Source organism: Micromonospora sp. NPDC047738 (assembly GCF_040642675.1).
In the GTDB taxonomy this organism is placed as follows: domain Bacteria; phylum Actinomycetota; class Actinomycetes; order Mycobacteriales; family Micromonosporaceae; genus Micromonospora.
In genome coordinates this window covers 296,281-317,228 of the sequence record NZ_JBEYSO010000005.1, presented here as the reverse complement: position 1 = coordinate 317,228, position 20,948 = coordinate 296,281, and the positions used below count along the sequence as shown (strand labels likewise).

At 73.6% G+C, this 20,948-nt stretch carries 13 protein-coding genes; 1 reads left to right on the top strand and 12 read right to left on the bottom strand.

The genetic code is table 11. From position 1 onward, the window contains the following. Positions 1–7: 7 nt before the first annotated feature. The 10 genes from ABZ783_RS11525 to ABZ783_RS11480 all read right to left on the bottom strand — a co-directional run bounded on the left by ABZ783_RS11525 (position 8) and on the right by ABZ783_RS11480 (position 10,863). Positions 8–781 carry a (Fe-S)-binding protein gene (locus tag ABZ783_RS11525; protein WP_357436497.1) on the bottom strand — a complete coding sequence of 258 codons (774 nt, stop codon included), beginning with the start codon at positions 779–781 and terminating at the stop codon, positions 8–10. A 2-nt stretch (positions 782–783) separates the two neighbouring features. Beyond that, on the bottom strand, positions 784–2,214 hold the full coding sequence (locus ABZ783_RS11520) for a rhamnulokinase family protein (RefSeq protein ID WP_357436352.1): 1,431 nt from the start codon (positions 2,212–2,214) through the stop codon (positions 784–786). Then, on the bottom strand, positions 2,211–2,417 hold the full coding sequence (locus tag ABZ783_RS11515) for a LuxR C-terminal-related transcriptional regulator (protein WP_073838431.1): 207 nt from the start codon (positions 2,415–2,417) through the stop codon (positions 2,211–2,213). Before ABZ783_RS11515 ends, ABZ783_RS11520 begins: the two co-directional genes overlap by 4 nt. Before the next feature lie 29 nt (positions 2,418–2,446). After that, positions 2,447–4,480, bottom strand: coding sequence for a bifunctional aldolase/short-chain dehydrogenase (locus tag ABZ783_RS11510; RefSeq protein ID WP_357436349.1), 2,034 nt, complete (start codon positions 4,478–4,480; stop codon positions 2,447–2,449). Positions 4,481–4,516: 36 nt separating this feature from the next. Continuing rightward, positions 4,517–5,698 (bottom strand): L-rhamnose isomerase, encoded by a 1,182-nt coding sequence (gene rhaI / locus ABZ783_RS11505; RefSeq protein WP_357436347.1) that lies wholly within the window; start codon positions 5,696–5,698, stop codon positions 4,517–4,519. After that, positions 5,695–6,048, bottom strand: coding sequence for an L-rhamnose mutarotase (locus ABZ783_RS11500; protein ID WP_357436346.1), 354 nt, complete (start codon positions 6,046–6,048; stop codon positions 5,695–5,697). The genes rhaI and ABZ783_RS11500 overlap by 4 nt, the downstream gene beginning before the upstream one ends. Positions 6,049–6,112: 64 nt before the next feature. Further along, entirely contained in the window at positions 6,113–7,195 is a 1,083-nt protein-coding gene (gene rhaS / locus ABZ783_RS11495) for a rhamnose ABC transporter substrate-binding protein (RefSeq protein WP_073838427.1), read from the bottom strand. A gap of 35 nt (positions 7,196–7,230) precedes the next feature. Beyond that, positions 7,231–8,292 (bottom strand): ABC transporter permease, encoded by a 1,062-nt coding sequence (locus tag ABZ783_RS11490; protein ID WP_357436345.1) that lies wholly within the window; start codon positions 8,290–8,292, stop codon positions 7,231–7,233. After that, the gene (locus ABZ783_RS11485) at positions 8,282–9,343 is read right to left on the bottom strand and encodes an ABC transporter permease (protein WP_357436343.1); all 1,062 of its coding nucleotides are present in this window, start codon (positions 9,341–9,343) and stop codon (positions 8,282–8,284) included. The genes ABZ783_RS11490 and ABZ783_RS11485 overlap by 11 nt, the downstream gene beginning before the upstream one ends. Beyond that, complete coding sequence (locus tag ABZ783_RS11480; RefSeq protein ID WP_357436341.1) at positions 9,340–10,863, bottom strand: sugar ABC transporter ATP-binding protein; 1,524 nt, start codon at positions 10,861–10,863, stop codon at positions 9,340–9,342. The genes ABZ783_RS11485 and ABZ783_RS11480 overlap by 4 nt, the downstream gene beginning before the upstream one ends. Before the next feature lie 326 nt (positions 10,864–11,189). Between ABZ783_RS11480 and ABZ783_RS11475 the strand changes: the two genes are divergently transcribed. Further along, on the top strand, positions 11,190–12,218 hold the full coding sequence (locus ABZ783_RS11475) for a LacI family DNA-binding transcriptional regulator (protein WP_357436339.1): 1,029 nt from the start codon (positions 11,190–11,192) through the stop codon (positions 12,216–12,218). Positions 12,219–12,354: 136 nt separating this feature from the next. On the opposite strand, the gene ABZ783_RS11470 is transcribed toward ABZ783_RS11475, so the two are convergent. After that, positions 12,355–16,203, bottom strand: coding sequence for a family 78 glycoside hydrolase catalytic domain (locus ABZ783_RS11470; protein ID WP_357436338.1), 3,849 nt, complete (start codon positions 16,201–16,203; stop codon positions 12,355–12,357). Between the two features lie 21 nt (positions 16,204–16,224). Continuing rightward, on the bottom strand, positions 16,225–20,883 hold the full coding sequence (locus tag ABZ783_RS11465) for a family 78 glycoside hydrolase catalytic domain (protein WP_357436336.1): 4,659 nt from the start codon (positions 20,881–20,883) through the stop codon (positions 16,225–16,227). Between the last annotated feature and the right edge of the window lie 65 nt (positions 20,884–20,948).

Genomic DNA, 20,948 nt, shown 5'->3' with positions numbered 1-20,948 from the left:
GTCCGCGTCACGACCCCACCTCCAACCGGTCCCGCTCCCCCGCGGTCTCGGCCCCCTCGGTGCTGGCCAGGATCTCCGCCAGGTGCACGGTCCGCACGCCGGCCCTGAGCCGGGACAGCCCGCCGCCGATGTGCATCAGACACGACGAGTCCCCCGCCGTGCACATTTCCGCACGGGTGGCGAGGACGTTGCGCATCTTGTCCGCCAGCATCGCCGTGGAGGTGTCCGCGTTCTTCACCGCGAACGTGCCACCGAACCCACAGCACTGCTCCGCCTGCGGCAGCTCCACCAGCTCCAGGCCACGGACCTCCCGCAGCAGGCGCAGCGGCTTGTCCGCCACCCGGAGCATCCGCAGCGAATGGCACGTCGGGTGGTAGGTCACCCGGTGCGGGAAGTACGCCCCCACGTCGGTCACCCCGAGCACGTCCACCAGCAGCTCCGACAGCTCGTAGGTGCGGCGGGCGACCTCTTCCGCCCGGCTGGCCAGCCGCTCGTCCCCCGCCCGGCGGGCCACCATCGCGTGCTGATGCCGAACCGAGCCGACGCAGGAACCGGAGGGGGCGACCACCACGTCGTACGGGGCGAAGACCCGGACGTGCCGGCGGACCAGCCGCAGCGCGTCGTCCGGGTAACCGGTGTTGACGTGCATCTGCCCGCAACAGGTCTGGTCCGCCGGGAAGACCACCTCGTGGCCGAGGCGCTCCAACAGCCGCACCGTCGCCTTCGCCGCCTCGGGAAAGAGCGTGTCGGCGAGGCAGGTGACGAACAGCGCGATCCGCATCCTCAACCGCCCATCCGATTCTCGGCGGCCCGCCACGCCGCCTCGTCGCCGCGCGGTTCGTACCGCACGATGCGCTGAGTGTCGCGCAGCACGGACCGCAGGGCCGCCAGATCGCCGGTGACGGCGCCGGCGGCACGGGCCTGCACCAGGATGTTACCGAGCGCGGTGGCCTCGACCGGCCCGGCGAACACCGGGAGTCCGCAGGCGTCCGCGGTCAGCTGGCAGAGCAGTTCGTTGCGGGCGCCGCCGCCGACGACATGCACGGCGTCGACGTGCCGGCCGGACAGCTGCTGCGCCTGGCGTACGGCGCGGCGGTGGGCCAGGGCCAGGCTGTCGACGATGCAGCGGACGGTCGCGGCGGGGGTGGCGGGTACCGGTTCGCCGGCGCGGCGGCAGGCATCGGCGATGCGGGTGGGCATGTCGCCGGGCGGCAGGAACCGCGGGTCGTCGGGGTCCACGACCGAGCGGAAGGCCGGCTCCCGGGCCGCCCGGCGCAGCAGGTCGGGCAGGTCGCTGGCGCCCCAGGTGCGCAGCGATTCCTGCAGCAGCCACAGGCCCATGACGTTGCGCAGGTAGCGGATCGTCCCGTCGACGCCGGATTCGTTGGTGAAGTTGGCCTGCCGGCTCGCCTCGGTGAGCACCGGGGCGTCGAGCTCGACGCCGACCAGCGACCAGGTGCCGCAGGAGACGTAGGCGAAGCGCTCCCCCGCCGCCGGCACGCCCACCACTGCCGATGCGGTGTCGTGGGAGCCGACCGCCACCACCTCGGGGGTGCCGGGCAGGCTCAGGCTGGGCCGCACCGGGCCGATCCTGGTGCCTGGCTCACGCAGCGGCGGAAACAGGTCGGCGTGGATGCCCGCGTCGGCCATCAGGTCGGTGGCCCAGGCCCGGCGGCGCAGGTCGTACAGCTGGGTGGTGGAGGCGTTGGTGACCTCGGCGGTGACCTCGCCGGTGAGCCAGTACGCGATGAGGTCGGGGATCAGCAGCAGCCACCGCGCCGCGGTCAGCTGCGGCGTGCCGGCCGCCGCGACGAGCTGGTAGAGGGTGTTGAACGGCAACTGCTGCAGCCCGGTGGTGCGGTAGAGCCGCTCCGCACCGAGCTGCTTGATGACCCGCTCGGCGACGCCGTCGGTGCGGGCGTCACGGTAGTGCACCGGGTTGCCGAGCAGCGCCCCGGTGTCGTCGAGCAGCCCGTAGTCGACGGCCCAGGAGTCGATGCCGATGCTGGTCACCGGGCCGGCGGCGCGCAGGCCGTCGAGGACGCCCCGGTGCAGCGCGAGGACGTCCCAGTGCAGGGTGTCGCCGAGGCGCACCGGTTCGTTGGGGAACCGGTGCACCTCGGTCAGGTCCAGTCGGCCTGGTGCGACGCGGCCGAGCATGACCCGGCCGCTGGACGCACCCAGGTCGACGGCGGCGAGGTGGAGGTCGGTCACAGCATCCCTCGCCGGGCCGCCCACACCACCGCCTGGATCGGGGCGGTGACGCCGAGCCGGTCGCAGATGGCCCGGATCCGGCGGCGCACGGTCCGCTCGGACAGCCCGGACCGCCGCGCCACCGTCTCCAGCGGCACGCCCGTGGCCAGCAACCGCAGCAGCCGCAGGTCCTCCTCGTCGAGCACCGGATTCTCCACGAGCATCGTCGTCCTCATTCCCGCACCGGGCCGGATCAGCGGAGGAAGGCCGCGGCGACGCCGGCGTCCACCGGGATGTGCAGACCCGTCGTGTGTGACAGGTCGCCGCCGGTGAGCACGAAGACGGCGTTGGCGACGTGCTCGGGCAGCACCTCCCGCTTGAGCAGGGTGCGCTGGGCGTAGAACTCGCCCAGCTTCTCCTCCGGCACGCCGTAGACGGCGGCGCGCTGGGCGCCCCAGCCGGCGGCGAAGATGCCGGAGCCGCGAACCACCCCGTCGGGGTTGACGCCGTTGACCCGGATGCCGTGGCCGCCCAGTTCGGCGGCGAGCAGGCGGACCTGGTGCGCCTGGTCGGCCTTGGCCGCGCCGTAGGCGACGTTGTTCGGTCCGGCGAACAGGGAGTTCTTGCTGGCGATGTAGACGATGTCGCCGCCCATCTGCTGGTCGATGAGGACCCGGGCGGCCTCCCGCGAGACCAGGAAGGAGCCCTTGGCCATCACGTCGTGCTGCACGTCCCAGTCCGCCTCGGTGGTCTCCAGCAGCGACTTCGACAGCGACAGTCCGGCGTTGTTGACCACCAGGTCCAGGCCTCCGAAGGCCAGGACCGCCGCGCGGACCGCGTCGGCCACCGCGTCGGCGTCGGTGACGTCCACCGGTACGGCCACCGCGACGTCCGGGCCGCCCAGCTCACCGGCGACCGTCTCGGCGGCGGCGGTGTCCCGGTCGGTGACGACCACGCAGGCGCCCTCGGCGGCCAGCCGGTGGGCGATGGCCCGGCCGATGCCGGAGCCGGCGCCGGTGACCAGGGCGATCCGGGTGGCGAGGGGCTTCGGCTTGGGCATCCGGGCCAGCTTGGCCTCTTCGAGGGCCCAGTACTCGATGCGGAACTTCTCGGCCTCGTCGATCGGGGCGTACCGGGACACGGCTTCGGCGCCGCGCATGACGTTGATGGCGTTGACGTAGAACTCCCCGGCGACCCGGGCGGTCTGCTTGTTGGCCCCGAAGCTGAACATGCCCACGCCCGGCACCAGGACGATGGCCGGGTCGGCGCCGCGCATCGGCGGGCTGTCGCCGGTGGCGTGCCGCTCGTAGTAGGCGCGGTAGTCGTCGCGGTAGGCGGCGTGCAGTTCCCGGAGCCGGGCGACCGTGTCGGCCAGCGGGGCGGTCGGTGGCAGGTCGAGCACCAGCGGGCGGACCTTGGTGCGCAGGAAGTGGTCCGGGCAGGAGGTGCCGAGCGCGGCGAGGGCGGGGTGCCGCTCGCGGGTGACGAAGTCGAGCACCACGTCGCTGTCGGTGAAGTGCCCCACCTGGGGGCGGTCGGTGGAGGCCAGGCCCCGGATGATCGGCGCCAGCGCCGCCGCGCGGGCGCGCCGTTCCTCCGGCGGCAGCGGCTCATAGCCGGGGATCACCGGGCCGAACGGCTCGGGACGGCCGTGCTCGTCGAGGTACGCCTGGGCGGTGCGGATGATCTCCCGCGAGTGGCGTTCGCACTCCTCGCTGGTTGAGCCCCAGGCGGTGATGCCGTGCCCGCCGAGGATGACGCCGATGGCCTGCGGGTTGGCCAACGCGGCGGCGGCGATGTCGAGCCCGAGCTGGAAGCCGGGGCGCCGCCACGGCACCCACAGCACCCGGTCGCCGAAGATCTCCTTGGTCAGTTCGGGCCCGTCGGCGGCGGTGGCGATCGCGATGCCGGCGTCGGGGTGCAGGTGGTCGACGTGGGCGGCGTCGACCAGGCCGTGCATGGCGGTGTCGATCGAGGGTGCCGCCCCGCCCCGCCCGTGCAGGCAGTAGTCGAAGGCGGCCACCATCTCGTCTTCCCGCTCGACGCCGGGGTAGACGTCGACGAGGGCGCGCAGCCGGTCGAGCCGGAGCACGGCCAGGCCGGCCTCGGTGAGGGTGCCGAGGTCGCCGCCGGAGCCCTTGACCCAGAGCAGCTCGACGGGGCCGCCGGTCACCGGGTCGGTGGCCTCCCCCTTGGCCGAGGTGTTGCCACCGGCGTAGTTGGTGGTGGTCGGGTCGGCGCCGAGCCGGTTGCTGCGGGCGATGAGCGCCTGAACCTCGGAATGCATCGTCCTCATGTCCCCTGTCTGCGTTCTCGGTGGTGGTCAGGCGCCCCAGCCGGCCTGCTGGCCGCCGACGCGTTCGGCGCGGATCTTGTCGAAGTAGCCGGAGCGGGCGTACGCCGCCATCGGATCGGGGTCCAGGCCCAGCTCGGCGCGCAGCTCGGCGAGCAGCGGCCGCACGTCGGTGTGGTAGGCGTCCATCAGCACCGCGTTGGCGCCGAGCACGTCACCGGCCTGCTGCGCGGCGGCCAGCGCGGCGGCGTCGACGAGCAGCGCCTTGGCGGTGGCCTCCTGCACGTTCAGCACGGACCGGATGATCGCGGGGATCTTCGGCTCGATGTTGTGGCACTGGTCGAGCATGAACGCGATCCCGGCCTCCGGGCGCAGCGCGTCGCCGCGGATGATCTCGTACATGATGCGGAACAGCTGGAACGGGTCCGCGGCGCCGACCATCAGGTCGTCGTCGGCGTAGAAGCGGGAGTTGAAGTCGAAGGCTCCCAGCTTCCCGGCCCGCAGCAGGAACGCCACGATGAACTCGATGTTGGTGCCGGGCGCGTGGTGCCCGGTGTCGATGACGACCTGCGCCTTCGGCCCGAGTTCGAGGCAGTGCGCGTACGCGGTGCCCCAGTCCGGCACGTCGGTGGTGTAGAAGGCCGGCTCGAACAGCTTGTACTCCAGCAGCAGCCGCTGGTGGTCGCCGAGCCGGTCGTACGTCTCGCGCAGCGCGGCGGCGAGCCGGTCCTGCCGGGCGCGGATGTCGTCCTGCCCGGGGTAGTTGGTGCCGTCGGAGAACCAGAGCTTGAGGTCGCGGGAGCCGGTGCGGTCCATGATGTCCACGCACTCGAGCAGGTGGTCGATCGCCTTGCGGCGCACGCCCGGGTCCGGGTTGGTGACGCTGCCGAGCTTGTAGTCGTTGTCCTGGAACACGTTGGCGTTGATCGCACCGAGGGCGACGCCCTGGTCGGCGGCGTACTTTGCCAGGTCGGCGTAGTCGTCGACCCGGTCCCACGGGATGTGCAGGGCGACCGTGGGCGCCACCCCGGTGAGCCGGTGCACCACCGCCGCGTCGGCGATCTTCTCGTACGGGTTGCGCGGCACGCCCTCCTGCGGGAAGACCTTGAACCGGGTGCCGGAGTTCGCGTACGCCCAGGACGGGGTCTCGATGCGCTGGGTGCGCAGGGCCTGCTTGACCCGGTCGTGGGTCTGCGCGTCGGACTGGGTCATCGTGACTCTCCCGTCTGGGCGGCGAGCTGCGCCTCGAGGTTGAAGACCTCGTCCAGCGGCCGCATGGCCCGGTCGGCCGTGCCCTGGTCGAGGTCGAGGAAGTAGGACGCCATCTCCGCCTGCCAGCGGGCGTTGACGTCACGGGCCTGCATGGCGGCCTGGGCCGCCGCGAAGTCGTCGGTCACCAGGAACCCCACGAGCAGGCCGTCCTCGCGCAGGAACAGCGAATAGTCGTGCCAGCCGCACTCGGCCAGGGCGGCGAGCATCTCCGGCCAGACCCGCTCGTGCCGGGCGCGGTACTCGTCGAGGCGGGCCGGGTCGACCTGCAGGGTGAAGCAGATGCGGGGCATGGTTCTCCCGTCGGGCGCCCCCGGGGCGGTGCCGGCGCGACCGGCGCCGGCACCGCCAGGGCGGTCAGAACTGGAACTGGTCGATGTTGTTCTTGTCGAACACGGTGGGCGGGCCGAGGACGACCACCCCGTCCTTGCCGACGGTGAACTCGCCGAGCTTGCCGGCCTTGAACTTGTCGCCCTCGGCGCCGGTGATCTGGCCCGAGGCGAGGGCCGCGCCGGCGTACGCGGCGAGGTAGCCGAGGTCGGCGGGGTTCCACAGGGCGAACCCGTCGACGGTGCCGTCCTTGACGTACTCGCGCATCTGGTTCGGGGTGCCCAGGCCGGTCAGCTTGACCTTGCCCTTGTACTGCGACCCGCTGAGGTAGCGGGCGGCGGCGGCGACGCCGACCGTGGTCGGCGAGATGATGCCCTTCAGGTTGGGGTAGGACTGCAGCAGGCCCTGGGTCTCCTGGAAGGACTTCTGGTCGTCGTCGTTGCCGTAGGCCACGGTGACCAGCTTGAGCTTGCTGTACTCGGGCTTCTTCAGCTCCTCCTTCATCAGCGCGATCCAGGCGTTCTGGTTGGTCGCGTTGGCGGTGGCGGACAGGATGGCGATCTCGCCCGCGCCGCCGATCTGCTCGGAGATGAGCTTGACCTGGTTCTCCGCGATGCCCTCGGCGGTCACCTGGTTGACGAAGATCTGGCGGCACTCCGGCTTGGTGTCGGAGTCGAAGGTGACGATCTTGGCACCGGCCGCCTTCGCCTGGTTCAGCGCGCCGCAGATCGCGTTGGGGTCGTTGGCCGAGGTGACGATCACGTCCATGCCCTGCTGCGACAGGGTGTTGATGTAGCTGACCTGGGACGAGGCGCTGGCCTCGGAGGGGCCGACCTCCTTGTACTCGCCCTTGATCTCGGTGATCGCCTCCTTGCCACCGTTGTCGCTGGTGGTGAAGTAGGGGTTGTTCACCTGCTTCGGCAGGAAGGCGATCTTGAGCCCTTCCTTGAGCTTGGCGTCCGGGTTGGCGGCGCCGCTGGCCTGCGCGCCGCCGCCGGTGTCGTTGCCGGAGTTCTCCCGGGTGGTGCCGCCACAGGCGGCGGAGCCGAGCAGCAGCGCGGCGAGGGTGACGGCGGTGGCCCCGACGCGGAGCCGTCTGTACGTGGACATCGTTATCCTTCCAGGGAGGTGGGGTGCGGAGACGGTCACGACGCGGTGAGGTGCGCGCGTCGCCGTCGGCGGTGCAGCCGGGCGCGGAGTTCCGCGACGGCGTTGGGCAGTACCACGGAGACGATCAGCAGGGTTCCGGTGACGATGGTCAGCGCGTTGGCGTCCACATCGGCGAGCTGCAGGGCGTTGCGCAGGACCCCGAGGAGCAGGACACCGGCCACCACGCCGAGCAGCCCGCCGCGGCCGCCGAAGATGGACACCCCGCCGAGCAGCACCGCGGTCACCACGGTCAGCTCCAGGCCGGTGGCGTTGTCGCCGCGGGCGCTGGCGTAGCGCAGGGTCCAGAAGACCCCGGCCAGCCCGCAGACCGCACCGGAGACCACGAACAGCCAGAACTTGGTCCGGGCCACCGACACGCCGGCGAACGTGGCGGCCTCGTCGTTGTTGCCCATGGCGTACAGCGCCCGGCCGGCCGGGGTGGCGTGCAGCACGACGCCGAACACCAGCGCCAGCAGCAGCACCGGGACGACCGCGGCCGGGATCGACGTGCCCGGGATGGTCTGCACCGCGGCAGCGGTCCAGCTGGCCGGGAAGTCGGCCACCGCCTGGTCGCCGAGCACGACGAAGGACAGTCCCCGGTACAGGGCGAGGGTGCCGATGGTCACCGCCAGCGACGGCAGGCCGAACCCGGTGACGAACAGGCCGTTGACCGCGCCGAGCGCGGCGCCGAGCAGCACCACCAGCACGCAGATCAGCTCCAGCGACAGCCCGCTGGACAGCCACAGCTGCCCCATCAGCGTGCTGCCCAGGCCGACCATGCTGGCCACCGACAGGTCGATCTCGCCGGTGATGACGATCAGCGTCATGGGCAGCGCGAGCAGGGCCAGCGGCACCAGGTCGAGCAGCAGGAACTGGGCGTTGCGGCCGGTGGCGAAGTTCGGCACCGACAGGCCGGCCAGCAGTACGGCCACCGCCAGGGCGGCCACGATCGCCGCGTCCCAGGAGCCGAGCGCACCGCGCAGGCCCGCCAGGCGGCCCGCCTCCCGCTCGGGGTCCGCGGCGGACGGCGGTGCGGCGTACAGGCTGTCATGCGCCATGGGCGCTTCTCCCTCGGAGCCGGGCCGCCATCCGGAGGGCCAGGAGCCGGTCCAGGCCGATGGCGGCGAGGATGAGCGCGCCGACCACGGCCTGCTGCCAGAACGGGTCGATGCGCAGGACGGCCAGCGCGCTGCCGATCGTGGTGAGCAGGACGGCGCCGAGCGCGGCGCCGTAGGCGCTGCCGCTGCCGCCGAAGATGGCCACCCCGCCGACCACCGCGGCGGCGACGACCTGCAGTTCCAGGCCGGTGCCGGCGGCCGCGTCGAGGGTGCCGAACCGGGCGGCGTAGAGCACCCCGGCGAGGCCGGCGAGCGCGCCGTTGGCGACGAAGACGGCGAAGACGCGCCGGCCGACCGGGACGCCGGACAGCCGGGCGGCGGCCGGCTCGGAGCCGATGGCGTACAGCTCGCGGCCGCTGCGGTAGGAGCGCAGGTAGAAGCCGACGGCGGCGACGACGATGAGCGCGACCAGGAAGAGCACGGGTACGCCGAGCACCGTCTGGTTGCCCAGCCGCAGGAACGAGCGGGGCATGTCGGCGGCGTTGATCTGGCGGCCGGCCGCCCAGTAGTAGTCGACGCCGCGGAAGGCGTAGAGGGTGCCGAGGGTGATGACCAGGGCCGGAACCTTGGCCACCGCGATCAGCCCGCCGTTGACCACTCCGCAGACCGCGCCGAGGGCGACGCCGAGCAGGAGGGCGACCGGCCAGGGGGTGCCGGGTGCGGCGAGGAAGAGCTCGCCGGTGGCGAAGGCGACCAGCCCCAGGATCGATCCGACGGACAGGTCGACGTTGCGGGTGACGATGACCAGGGTCTGGCCGACCGCGAGGATGACCAGGATGGCGCAGCCGAGCAGCAGGTCCTTGATGCTCTGGCCGCTGAGGAACCGGTCGTTGCGCAGCGTGGTGACCAGGATCAGCGCGCCGAGGGCGAGCAGCAGGCTCAGTTCGCGTACGGCGAGCAGCCGCTCGGTGAGGCCGCGCCGCCGCCGGCCGGGGCCGGGTGGCGGGTTCTCGGCCGCCTGCGTGGGTGCCCCTGCGTCGGTGAGGCTCATGAGACGGCTCCTTGGCCGGTGGCGGCGAACATCACGGAGGTTTCGTCGGCCTCGGCCCGGGGCAGCTCGCGGACCACCCGTCCCTCGTGCATGACCAGCACCCGGTCGGCCATGCCGAGCACCTCGGGCAGCTCGCTGCTGATCATCAGGATGGCCAGCCCCTCGCCGGCCAGTTCGGACAGCAGCCGGTGGACCTCGGCCTTGGTGCCGACGTCGATGCCGCGGGTGGGTTCGTCGATGATCAGGATGCGGGGTTCGGTGGCGAGCCATTTGGCGAGCACCACCTTCTGCTGGTTGCCGCCGGAGAGGGTGGCCACCGGCGCGGCGAGGCGGGAGGCCTTGACCTGCAGCCGACGGGTCCAGCGGCGGGCCTCGGCCCGCTCGGCGCCACCGAGGAGCAGGCCCAGCCGGCTCAGCGCCCGGCGGCGGGCGAGGGTGGCGTTGCGCTCCACCGACAGCTCCATGACCAGGCCCTGCTGGCGGCGGTCCTCGGGCACCAGGGCCATGCCGGCGGCGATCGCCCGGCCCGCGTTGCCGGGCGGGAGGGCCCGGCCGGCCACGCGTACCTCACCGGCGTCGTAGCGGTCGACGCCGAAGACGGCGCGGGCGACCTCGCTGCGTCCGGCGCCGACCAGCCCGGCCAGGGCGACGATCTCGCCGCCGCGAACCGAGAAGGACACGTCGGAGAAGACGCCGGCCCGGCTGAGCCCGCGCACCTCCAGCAGGGTGTCGCGCAGCGGCGCGTCCTGTTTCGGGTAGAGCGAGGACACCTCGCGGCCGACCATGCGCCGCACCACCTCGTCGACGGTAAGGTCGGCGGCCCGGTCGCTGGAGACCCACGCGCCGTCGCGCAGCACGGTGATCCGCTGGCACAGGTCGAAGACCTCGTCGAAGCGGTGCGAGATGAACAGCACGGCGGCGCCGCGCTCGCACAGCGACCGGGCGACGCCGAAGAGGCGTTCCACCTCGACGCCGGAGAGCGCGGCGGTGGGCTCGTCCATGACCAGGATGCGGGCGTCGAAGGAGAGCGCCTTGGCGATCTCGACGAGCTGCTGGTCGGCGATGGACAGCCCGCGCGCGGGGCGGGCGGGGTCGATCCGGACACCGAGGCGCTCGAACAGCCGCTCGGCGTCCCGGTTCATCGCCCGGGTGTCGATGCGCCGCAGACCCCGCAGCGGTTGCCGGCCCATGAAGATGTTCTCCGCGACCGACAGGTCCGGGAACAGGGTCGGCTCCTGGTAGATGACGGCGATGCCGGCGGCGCGAGCGTCGGCGGGGCCGCGCAGCTGCAGCGGTCGGCCGTCGAGGGTCATCCGGCCGGCGTCCGGGGCGTGCGCTCCGGCGAGGGTCTTGACCAGGGTGGACTTGCCGGCCCCGTTCTCCCCGACCAGGGCGTGGGCCTCTCCGGGGTGCAGCGCCAGGTGCACCCCTCGCAGGGCGGCGACGGCCCCGAAGGACTTCGTAACGCCGTCCAGTTCCAGCAGCGGAGCGCTCTCCGCGCCCGGTGCGCCGGGGCTCATCCGATCCCCTCCTGAATCGTTTCACGTGTTGTTGCATGGACGGTAGGGGTCGACATTCGTGACCGTCAAGGGTTTCCCGGCGATTTCTAGACTGTTGCCAGCGGGGGCGGCCGCGTCGTGCGGCAACACGTCCCAGGCCTGCGACGGAGGCACGCCGGCCGGCTCCGCCGACTGGATGAAACGTTTTAGACGCTATAGACTCCCCGTCGTCGCCCGGTCGGCCCGTTCCGGCCGGCACGCCCCGTACGGCCGCGGCAGCACCGCGACCCCCGCCCGCACCCGAGAGCGGGCCGCAACCACCCACCGCACCGATCGTCAGGGGAGCCATGGCAGCGGCGAACATCAAGGAGGTGGCCCGGCACGCCGGCGTCTCCCTCGGCACGGTGAGCAACGTGCTCAACCGACCCGACACGGTCGCCCCGGCCACCCGGCAGCGGGTGCTCGACGCCATCACCGAACTCGGCTACGTCCGCAACGACTCCGCCCGCCAACTGCGCGCCGGGCACAGCCGGACCGTCGCCATCGTCGTGCTGGACGTGGCGAACCCGTTCTTCACCGACGTGGTGCGCGGCGCCGAACAGGTGGTCGAGGAGGCCGGCGCGATGCTCGTCGTCTGCAACAGCGGCGAGGACAGCGCCCGGGAACGCCGGCACCTGGAACTGCTGGAGGAGCAGCGGGTCCGCGGGGTGCTCATCACCCCGGTCGGCCACGGCCCCCAACCCAACCTGGACAAGCTCATCGACCGGGGCATCCCGGTGGTGCTCGTCGACCGCGGCTCCGGCCGGGCCAGCCGCTGCTCGGTGGCCGTCGACGACGTGCTCGGCGGCCGGCTGGCCATGGACCACCTGCTGGACCAGGGCCACCGGCGCATCGCGTACCTCGGCGGCCCGTTCTCCATCGCTCAGGTCGCCGAACGGCACGCCGGGGCCGCGGCCGCGCTGGAGGAACGCGGCGGCGCCGAGCTGCGGGTGGCGACCACCACCAACCTGACCGTCGCCGCCGGGCGGCGCGCCGCCGAGGACCTGCTGGCCCTGCCGGCCCGGCAGCGACCCACCGCCGTGTTCTGCGCCAACGACCTGATCGCGCTGGGCGTGCTGCAGGAGGTGACCGAGCGCGGCCTGCGGGTGCCCGCCGACGTGGCCATCGTCGGCTACGACGACATCGAGTTCGCCGGCGCGGCGGCGGTGCCGCTGTCGTCGGTGCGTCAACCCCGCGAACAGCTCGGCCGCACGGCGGCCCAACTGCTGCTGGAGGAGGCGCGGTCCGGCGAGACGCACCGGCACCGGCACGTGGTGTTCCAGCCGGAGCTGGTCGTCCGCCGCTCCAGCGAGCAGCCCCGGCGTACCCGGCGCTGACCTCGGGCCCGCGCAGGCGTCGCCGGCGAATGGTCGCCCGCCCGCCGGGCCCTGGAGGCAGGATCGCGTGCCACGACGGCCACAGCGCGACGGCGCCGGCCCGCGCTCCCCCGCGCGGCCGGCGCCGTCGCCGTCCTCAGCCGGTCGACGCGGAGCTGCTGACGAACCGCCAGGTACCCGCGCCCACCGTGTGCACCAGGTAGCCGCCCACCATCCGGCGGGCGGTCACCAGCCCACCCGGTGACGCCTCGACGTCCTCGGCCCGCGCCGCGGGCACGTGCACCTCGGCGGTGGCGCCGACCGGCACCTGCACGGTCAGCTCGAACCCGCCGTCCCGGCGCCGCCAGGCCGACGACGCCCGGCCGCGGACCGTGTCCACCGCCGCCGATGCGGCGGACACCTCGGCCCGGGCGTCCGGTCGGACCACCATGCGCGCCCAGCCGTCCGCGACCGGCCGCAGGCCGGCCACGTGCTCGTAGAGCCACTGCACGACGGTGCCGTGGAAGTAGTGCTGGCGCGAGCGGGTCGACGTCGGCCACATCTCCCACATGGTGTCGGCGCCGTTGTCCACCCAGTAGCCCCAGCTCGGGTAGGTCCGCTGCCGGGCCACCCGGGCCGCCACGTCGGCGTGGCCGTGCTCGGTCAGCACCGGCAGCAGGACGCTGGTGCCGAGGCAGCCGGTGTTGAGGTGCCAGCCCCGCTCCCGGATGTCGGCGACCAGGTTGTCCGCCACCTTCCCGACCAGGTCGTCGGGCACCAGCCCGAACGCCAGCGGCACCGCGTTGGAGGTCTGCCGGTAGCCGGGATCGCGGTCGGTGCGGTACAACCCGCGCGTCCGGTCCAGGAACGTCTCGTTCAGCCGGTCCCGCAGCCCGGCGGCCGCGGTGCGGAACCGGGCCGCCGGCCCGTCCTGCCCGGTCAGCTCGCCGACCTCGGCCGTGGCCACCAGCGCCCGGTGCAGGTACGCGGTCGCGGTGAGCCGGGTGTCCTCGGGCGGGTTGCCGCCGGTGCCGGGCGACAGGTAGTCCCCGAGCGCGGTCACGGCCAGCCCGTCGCGCAGCCGTCCCAGTTCCCAGTCCAGATAGTCGACCACCGGCTGCCAGTGCTGGCGCAGCAGCCGGTCGTCGCCGTACCAGCGGTGCATCTCGCGCAGCAGGAACGGGTAGACCGTCGTCCACTCCGGCGCCGGGGCGAGCTCCTGGTAGCCCCAGCCGCCGCTGGGCACGATCACCGGCACCTGCCCGGAGGTGACCTGGCTGTCGCGCAGGTCGCCGAGCCACTTGGTGAAGAACCGGGACAGGTCGAGCAGGCCCGCCATGGTGGGCGCGGCCACCTGCGCGTCGCCGGTCCAGCCGTTCTTCTCGTACATCGGGGTGTCGGTGGGGATGCCGTGCAGGTTGTTGCGCACCGTGCGGCGCATCATCCGTTCGAACTGCTCGAACAGCGGTTCGCTGCACCGGAACTCGCCGACGTCCCGGACGTCGGAGTGCACCACCCGCATGGTGACCGTGTCGGTGGTGGCCGCGCCGGGCAGGCCGTCGAGCTGCACATAGCGGAAGCCCTTGTACGAGAACTGCGGCTCCCACACCTCCTCGCCGCCGCCCCGGGCGACGTACTCGTCCTGCTGGAAGCGGGCGCTCTGCACGTTGCCGTTCGACGCCTCGACGGTGCCGTCGGCGCGCAGCTTCTCGCCGTACAGGATGCGGATCGTGGTGCCGGCCGGGGCGGTGACACGCAGCCGGACCCAGCCGGCGGTGGTCCGGCCGAAGTCGGCCACCCAGACACCGGCGCGCGGCGAGTTGAGGGCGACCGGGGCGACGGACTCGACCACCCGGATCGGCTCGTGCTCCTGGGCGCGCAGCGTGCCGGCCGGAGCGTCCAGGACGCTCGCCCGGGCCCACCCGGCGTCGTCGAACCCGGCGGTCGACCAGCCCGCCGGCTCCTGCCGGGCGTCGTAGGTCTCCCCCGCGAACAGCGAGTTGGACAGGGTGGGGCCGGCGGTGATCCGCCAGGCGTCATCGCTGACGATCTCGGTGCGCGACCCGTCCGGGTGCTCCACGACAAGCCGGGCGAGCAGCCGGGGCTCGCCGTGCCAGGGTGGCTGGTGCCAGCGCCACACGTTGCGGGTGGTCATGCCGTAGAAGCCGCGGCCCAGCTCGGCGCCGAGGACGTTCTGCCCCTCGGCCAGCAGGTCGGTGACGTCGTGCGTCACGTACAGGACGGTGTCGTCGTAGTCGGTGAATCCCGGGTCCAGCACCGCGGTGCCGACCCGCTTCCCGTTGACGTGCAGCACCTGGTAGGCGAGGCCGCTGGCGTACAGCCGCGCGCGGGCCACCGGCTTGGTCAGCCGGAACGCGCGCCGCAGCAGCGGGGCGGGTCGCTCCTCCACCGGCGGCTCGATGCCGCTGCCCCACGGTCCCTGCCCGTACGGAGCGAGCACGACCACCGGCGACCAGGCCGAGTCGTCGTGGCCCGGCTGCTCCCAGCCGGACTCGACGGTGCCGGTGGTCCGCCAGCCGCCGTCGGTGACCAGCACCAGTTCCCGGCTGTCGGCGGTGCGCACGACGAGCTTCACGATGAGGCCACCGGGGTTGACCGACGCACCCGCCCGGTTGGTGGCGATCGCGGCCAGCACCAGGTCACCGCCGACGGCCTGGCGGGCCAGCTCGGTGACGTCCGCGACCCGGGCGGTGCGCCAGCCGTCGGTCTGCTGGGGCGCCGACAGGGTGAGCCGACCGGCCAGGTACGCGGTGAAGTCGTCGTCGGCGCTCATGATCAGCCGGGCGGAGGCGACGTCGAGCCCCGCGGGCAGGGCCAGCCGGCCGCGGAACCAGCGCGGGCCGACGGGCGCGTTGTTCACCGTCGCGCCCGGCCCCCACACCCAGGAGGCGCCGGCCAGGTCCAGGGACCGGGGCTGGGGCACGGTGACGTTGCCGCCCCACGGCCCCTGCCCGTAGGGGGCGAGCACGGCCACGCCGGCCCAGCCGGCGTCGTCGTACCCGGCCTCCTGCCAGCCCGGCCGTTCGGTGTCCGAGCTGCGCCAGGAGCCGTCGGTGACCAGCACGAGCCGCTGCCCGGCGGCGGTCACCAGCACCAGCTTGGCGAGCAGGCCGGCCGGGTTCACCGACGGGCCGGGCCGGTTCGTGGCCACCGCGGCCAGGGTCAGCGTGCGGCCGACGGCCGTGCGGGCCAGTTCGGTGACGTCGGCGAGCTCGGCGCTCTTCCAGCCGTCGGTCTGCTGCGGGGCGTGCAGCACCTGACGCCCGTCGAGGTAGGCGGTGTAGTCATCGTCGGCGGTGACGACGAGGTGCGCGGCGGCGATCTCGACCCCGGCGGGCACCGCGAGCCGGCCCCGGAACCAGCGGGTACCGGCCGGCGCGTTGCTCGAGCTGGCCCCGGGCGACCAGATCCACGACGCCCCGGCGAAGTCGAGCGGTGCCTGCGCGACGTCCGGCTGCGCGCCGACCCAGCGAGCCGCGCCGAAGCCCTCGTCCAGCAGGCCGGTCTCGAACCAGGTCGGCGTGCTCCACCCGGTCTCCCGGCCGGCGCCGTCCCACAGCCGCACCGTCCAGTGGTAGCGGGTACGCGGGGCCAGGGGCGGGCCGGCGTACGGCACGCCGACCGACCGCGCCGAGGCCACCCGGCCCGAGTCCCAGACGTCGGCCGCGTCCGGGGTGAGCCGGTCGGCGCGGCTGGCCACCAGCACCTGGTACGCGCTCTGCGTGGCACCGTGGCCGGGGGCGGTGCCGGTCCAGGAGAAGCGGGGCTGGGCGACGTCGGTGCCGAGAAGCTGGTCGGCGTACTCGGTGCGGGGGCGGCCGACCGAGAGCGGGCCGGCACCAACCCCGGCCGGCGGTGCGGCCGCCGCCGGCTCGGCGATGCCCGCGCCGAGCGCGACGGCTCCGGCGCCGGCGACGCCCCAACCGAGCAGGGATCGGCGGCTGAGTTCGGTCCCCGGTGGCGGGACCGGTGGTGTCTGGGCCATGGGTGTCTCCTCGATGTCGGGTCAGGACGGCGAGCCGGCGGGCAGGGGTGCCGACCAGACGTCGGCGATCGACGGGTCGTAGCCGTCACCGGTGTCCCGGAACCGCACCCGCACCACCCCGTCGCGGGTCGCGGCCGGCAGGTCGACGACGAACTGGTAACTGACCGTGCCGGCCCCGCCCGCGGTGCGCCGCCAGGAGCGGGCGTGCGCCACCACCCCGTCGACGACGATCTCGTAGTCCTTCAGCTGCGCCTGGTCGTACGTCTCGACGGCGCGCAGCACGAACGGTTCGCCGGGTGCGACGGCGAGGTCGAACTCGAACCAGCCGTCGGGGTAGCTGACGTTGGTGTAGCGGCGGGTCAGCCCGGCCTCGGTGTTGGTGCCCGAGTGGGTCGAGGCGGTCAGGTGGTGCGCCTGTTCGGAGGCCGCGTCGCCGAGGTCGACGTGGTCGTACGCGCCGGCCGGCGGGTTGGTGAACCGGACCGGGACCGCGAGGGTGCGCCGTTCGGCGTCCGTGCCGCCGGTGGCCATGGTGAGCTCCGCCGGCCCTTCCGTCACCGTCACCGGTGCGGTGACGACGGTCGACACGGTGGTCTCCGCGCCGGGTGCGAGGTCGTACCGGGCGGTCGGCGACGCCACCCGCCAGCCGTCGGGCGCCGTGGTGGTGAGCTGCCCGGTCACCGGCACGGCGGCCCGGTTGCGCAGCACGGCGCCGACGGTGGTCGCGGCGCCGGGAGCCACGGCGGCGGGGGTGGCGGACGCCGACTCGATGACCACGGCCGGTGCCGTGGTCATCGTGCCCGCGACGGGCAGGGTGGCGGCGCCGCCCTGCAGGCGGTAGCTGGCCGAACCGTCGACGACCACGTCGGCCGGCGACTGGCCGACGGGGATGCGCAGGTCGTAGCGGTGGCTGACGGTGGCGCCCGGGGCGACGGTGGTGGGCCGGTCGCCGACCGGGGTCACCGTCCACCCGGCGGGAACGCGCAGGTCGGAGGTCACCCCGGTCATCGGTGCGGTGCCGCCGTTGGCGATCACGACGCTGGCCCGGACGACGTCGCCGGGCAGCCGCTCACCCACCGGCAGGTCCAGCTTGACCACCGCGCCGACCAGGGCCGACGACGCCGCGGAGAGCCGCTGGTCGACCCGGGTGAGCAGGGTGGTGAACCGGTCGGTGTGGGCCGCGGCGACGCGGCCGACGCCGACCTGGGTACACAGCCAACGGTTCAGGTCGGCGGCGGTGGCCAGGGCGTGGTGCACCTCGCCGGCGGCGGCAGCGCTGTCGCCGGCCAGGTACGCGGTCCGCGCCGCGGTCGTCTCGTCGGCGAGCTTCCGCAGCTGGGCCCGCAGGTGCGCGGCCACCGGTCGGCCCAGGTCGTCGGCAAGCTCGTCGGTCAGCGCCGACAGCGCCTGCACCGCGTCGGCGGTGTCGCCCAGGTCGCCCAGCACCCGGTCGACGGCGAAGGAGTAGGCGCCGGAACCGATCTCGTAGACGGCGGTCCCGCCGTCCATCCGGACGAACCGCACGCTGTCGGCCTGGTCCGCCGGCCGGCCGCCCTCGGTCACCGCGTGCCGCCCGGGTGCCGGGATGCGCACGGTCGCGGTGGTGTTCGCCGGGACGGTGACGCGTAGCCGCAGGTCGCCGCGGGCGTCGAGGTTCCAGTCGCTGCCGATCACGCCCTGCGCGTCGCGGTACGACGCCCGGGCCGAGGTGAGGCCGCCGCCCGGCTGGGGCGCGAAGGTGAGGTGGGTGTAGCCGGGATTGCCGGAGTCGGGCTGGATGCCGGCGACGGTCCGGTACATCCAGTCGCCGACGGCGCCGTAGGCGTAGTGGTTGAACGAGTTCATCGACACGTCGCCGAAGCTGCCGTCCGGCATGATCGAGTTCCAGCGCTCCCAGACCGTGGTCGCGCCCTTGGCGATCTCGTAGCCCCACGACGGGTAGGTGTCGTTGAGCAGCAGCCGGTAGGCGACGTCGAGGTGCCCGGTGTCGCTCAGCGCCGGCAGCAGGTCCGGGGTGCCGAGGAAGCCGGTGGACAGGTGCCAGTCGTGCCGGCGGACGTTGTCGACCAGCCGGTCGGCGGCCTTGCCGCGCAGCGGCTCGGGCAGCAGGTCCATGCCGATGGCCAGCACGTACCCGGTCTGGCTGTCGCCCTGGACGGTGCCGTCGGCCGAAACGTACGCGTCGACGAAGGCCTTGCCGATGTCCTTGGCCAGCGCCGCGTAACGGGCCGCGTCGGCGTCCCGGCCGATGGCCGCGGCCATCTCCCCGAGCAGCCGGACGCTGTACGCGTAGTACGCGGTGCCGATGACGCCGGCGGGCGTCGGGTCGTCGAGGTTGAGCCAGTCGAGGTACGGGCCGGCGTTGGTGCGCCGGTTGCCGGCGCTGGTGCTCTGCAGCCAGGCGGCGTACCGCACCATCGACGCGTAGTGCTCCTCGATCACCCGGGTGTCCCCGTAGCGCTGCCAGAGCGTGTACGGCACCGTGATGCCGGCGTCGGCCCAGCCGGTCGCGCCGTCGCCGCAGCAGGCGCGGGGTGCGACGTCGGGGTACGCCCCGTTGGCGGACTGCGCGTCGCGCAGGTCCTGCAGCCACTTGGTGAGGAACGTCAGGCTGTCCATGTTGAACGTCGCGGTCTCGGCGAAGACGTTGATGTCGCCGGTCCAGCCGAGCCGCTCGTCCCGGGCGGGCGTGTCGGTGGGGATGGACAGGAAGTTGCCGCGCTGCCCCCAGGTGATGTTGCTGTGCAACTGGTTCACCATCGCGTTGGAGGTCTCGAACTCGCTGGTCAGCTCCCCGTCGGTGTGCATGACCAGGCCGGTGACGGTGGAGCGGTCGGGGGTGCCCGGGTAGCCGGTCAGCTCGACGTAGCGGAAGCCGTGGAAGGTGAAGGTGGGTTCGTAGACCTCGGCGCCGCCGCCGCGGAGGGTGTAGTGGTCGGTGGCCCGGGCCGACCGCAGGTTGGCGGTGTAGGCGGTGCCGTCGGGGTTGAGCACCTCGGCGTGCCGGATCCGCACGGTGGTGCCGGCGGGCCCGTCGACCTTGAGCCGCACCTTGCCCACCATGTTCTGGCCGAGGTCGAAGATCCAGGTGCCGGGGGTGGGCTGGGTCAGCGCCCGCGCCGGCAGCTCCTGCGCGACCCGCACGGGCGGGTCGACCTGGGCGACGATCGGGCCGGTCGCGCCGGGGGCGTCGACGGTGGCGGCCGACCAGCCGGCGTCGTCGAAGCCGGGCCGGTCCCAGCCGGCCGGCAGCCGGCGCGCGTCGTAGGTCTCGCCGTGGATCAGGTCACTCAGCAGGAACGGCCCGGGCGTGGCGCGCCAGGAGCCGTCGGTGCGCACCGTCTCGGTGCGCCCGTCGGCGTAGTCGACGACCAGTTGTGCGCCCAGGTGCGGGCGGGAGCCGTAGTTGTCGGTGCCGAACCAGGCGATGGTGCCGGAGTACCAGCCGTCGCCAAGCAGGGCGCCGAGCGCGTTGTCGCCCTGGCGGAGCTGGCGGGTCACGTCGTACGTCTGGTACTGCACCCGCTTGCGGTAGTCGGTCCAGCCGGGTGCCAGCTCGTGGTCGCCGACGCGCTGCCCGTTGAGCGACAGTTGGTAGACGCCGAGGGCGGTGGCGTAGATCCGGGCGCGGGCGACCTCCCCGTCGACCCGGAAGCCGCGGCGCAGCAGCGGGTTCGCGTCCAGGGCGGTGAGCATGGCCTCGGTGTTGCCGGTGACCCGCAGCCCGCTCGACGTGGGGGTGCCGCCGCCGAACGGGTTCTCGCCGTCGGTGAGCGCGGCCGCGAAGAGGGTGTCCGCGCCGCTGGTCACGGAGAAGTCGGAGAAGACGCCGGTCTCCGCTCCGTCGGTGCGCAGGCCGACCGAGCCGCCCTGGTGCCGGGTGTCGCGGGTGACGTCGACCTGGGTGCCGTCGACCCAGGTGGTGATGGTGTCGCCGGCCGCCGTGATCCGCAGGGTGTGCGGGGCGGTGAGCTTGTCGGGCGGCACGACCGCGCCGAGCGGCACCTCCTTGAGCACCGTCCAGGCGCCGTTGACCCGCACGTGCGGGCGCAGCTTGGCGGTGCCGCCGGTGCTGGAGAACTGCCACATGTAGGCGTTGGTCGGGCCGTGGGCGCGCAGATAGATCCCGGCCGCGTCGCGCTCCAGGCGCACCGTGGTCTGCACGGTGTAGTCGCGCCACGACTCGGTGGGCGGGGGCAGCCCGATCCAGTCGGCCCGCCAGCCCTCGGCGCCCCGCAAGCCGGTCTCCCACGAGGCCGGGGCGCTCCACCCGGAGGCGCGGCCCGCGGTGTCCCACACCCGGACCTGCCAGCGGTAGCGGGTGCGGGGTTGCAGTGCCGGGCCGGTGTACGGGACGAGGGTGCTGCGCCGGGACGTCACGCGGCCGCTGTCCCAGACGTCGGCGTCGTCGAGGCGGGCCTGGCTGGTGGCGACGCGGACCTGGTACGACTCCTGGAGCACGCCCCGGGCGGCGGATTCGATCCGCCACCCGAGGCGGGGCTGCGCCACGTCGAGCCCGATCGGGTCGGTCGCCCGCTCAGTGGTCAGGCCGGTCACCGTGAGCTGGGGAGCCTCCGGTGCGGCGGCGGCCGGGGCCGCCGTCACCACCGCCGGCGTCAGCCCGAGGAGCAGTGCGACGACCGCGGAGAGCACGGGTCGGCGCCGCTTCGTGAGCTTCATGGTCCAAACCCTTCTGTGCGGCGGTCCGCACCGACTTTCGTGGGCGACGTCCGGGCCGATGGGCG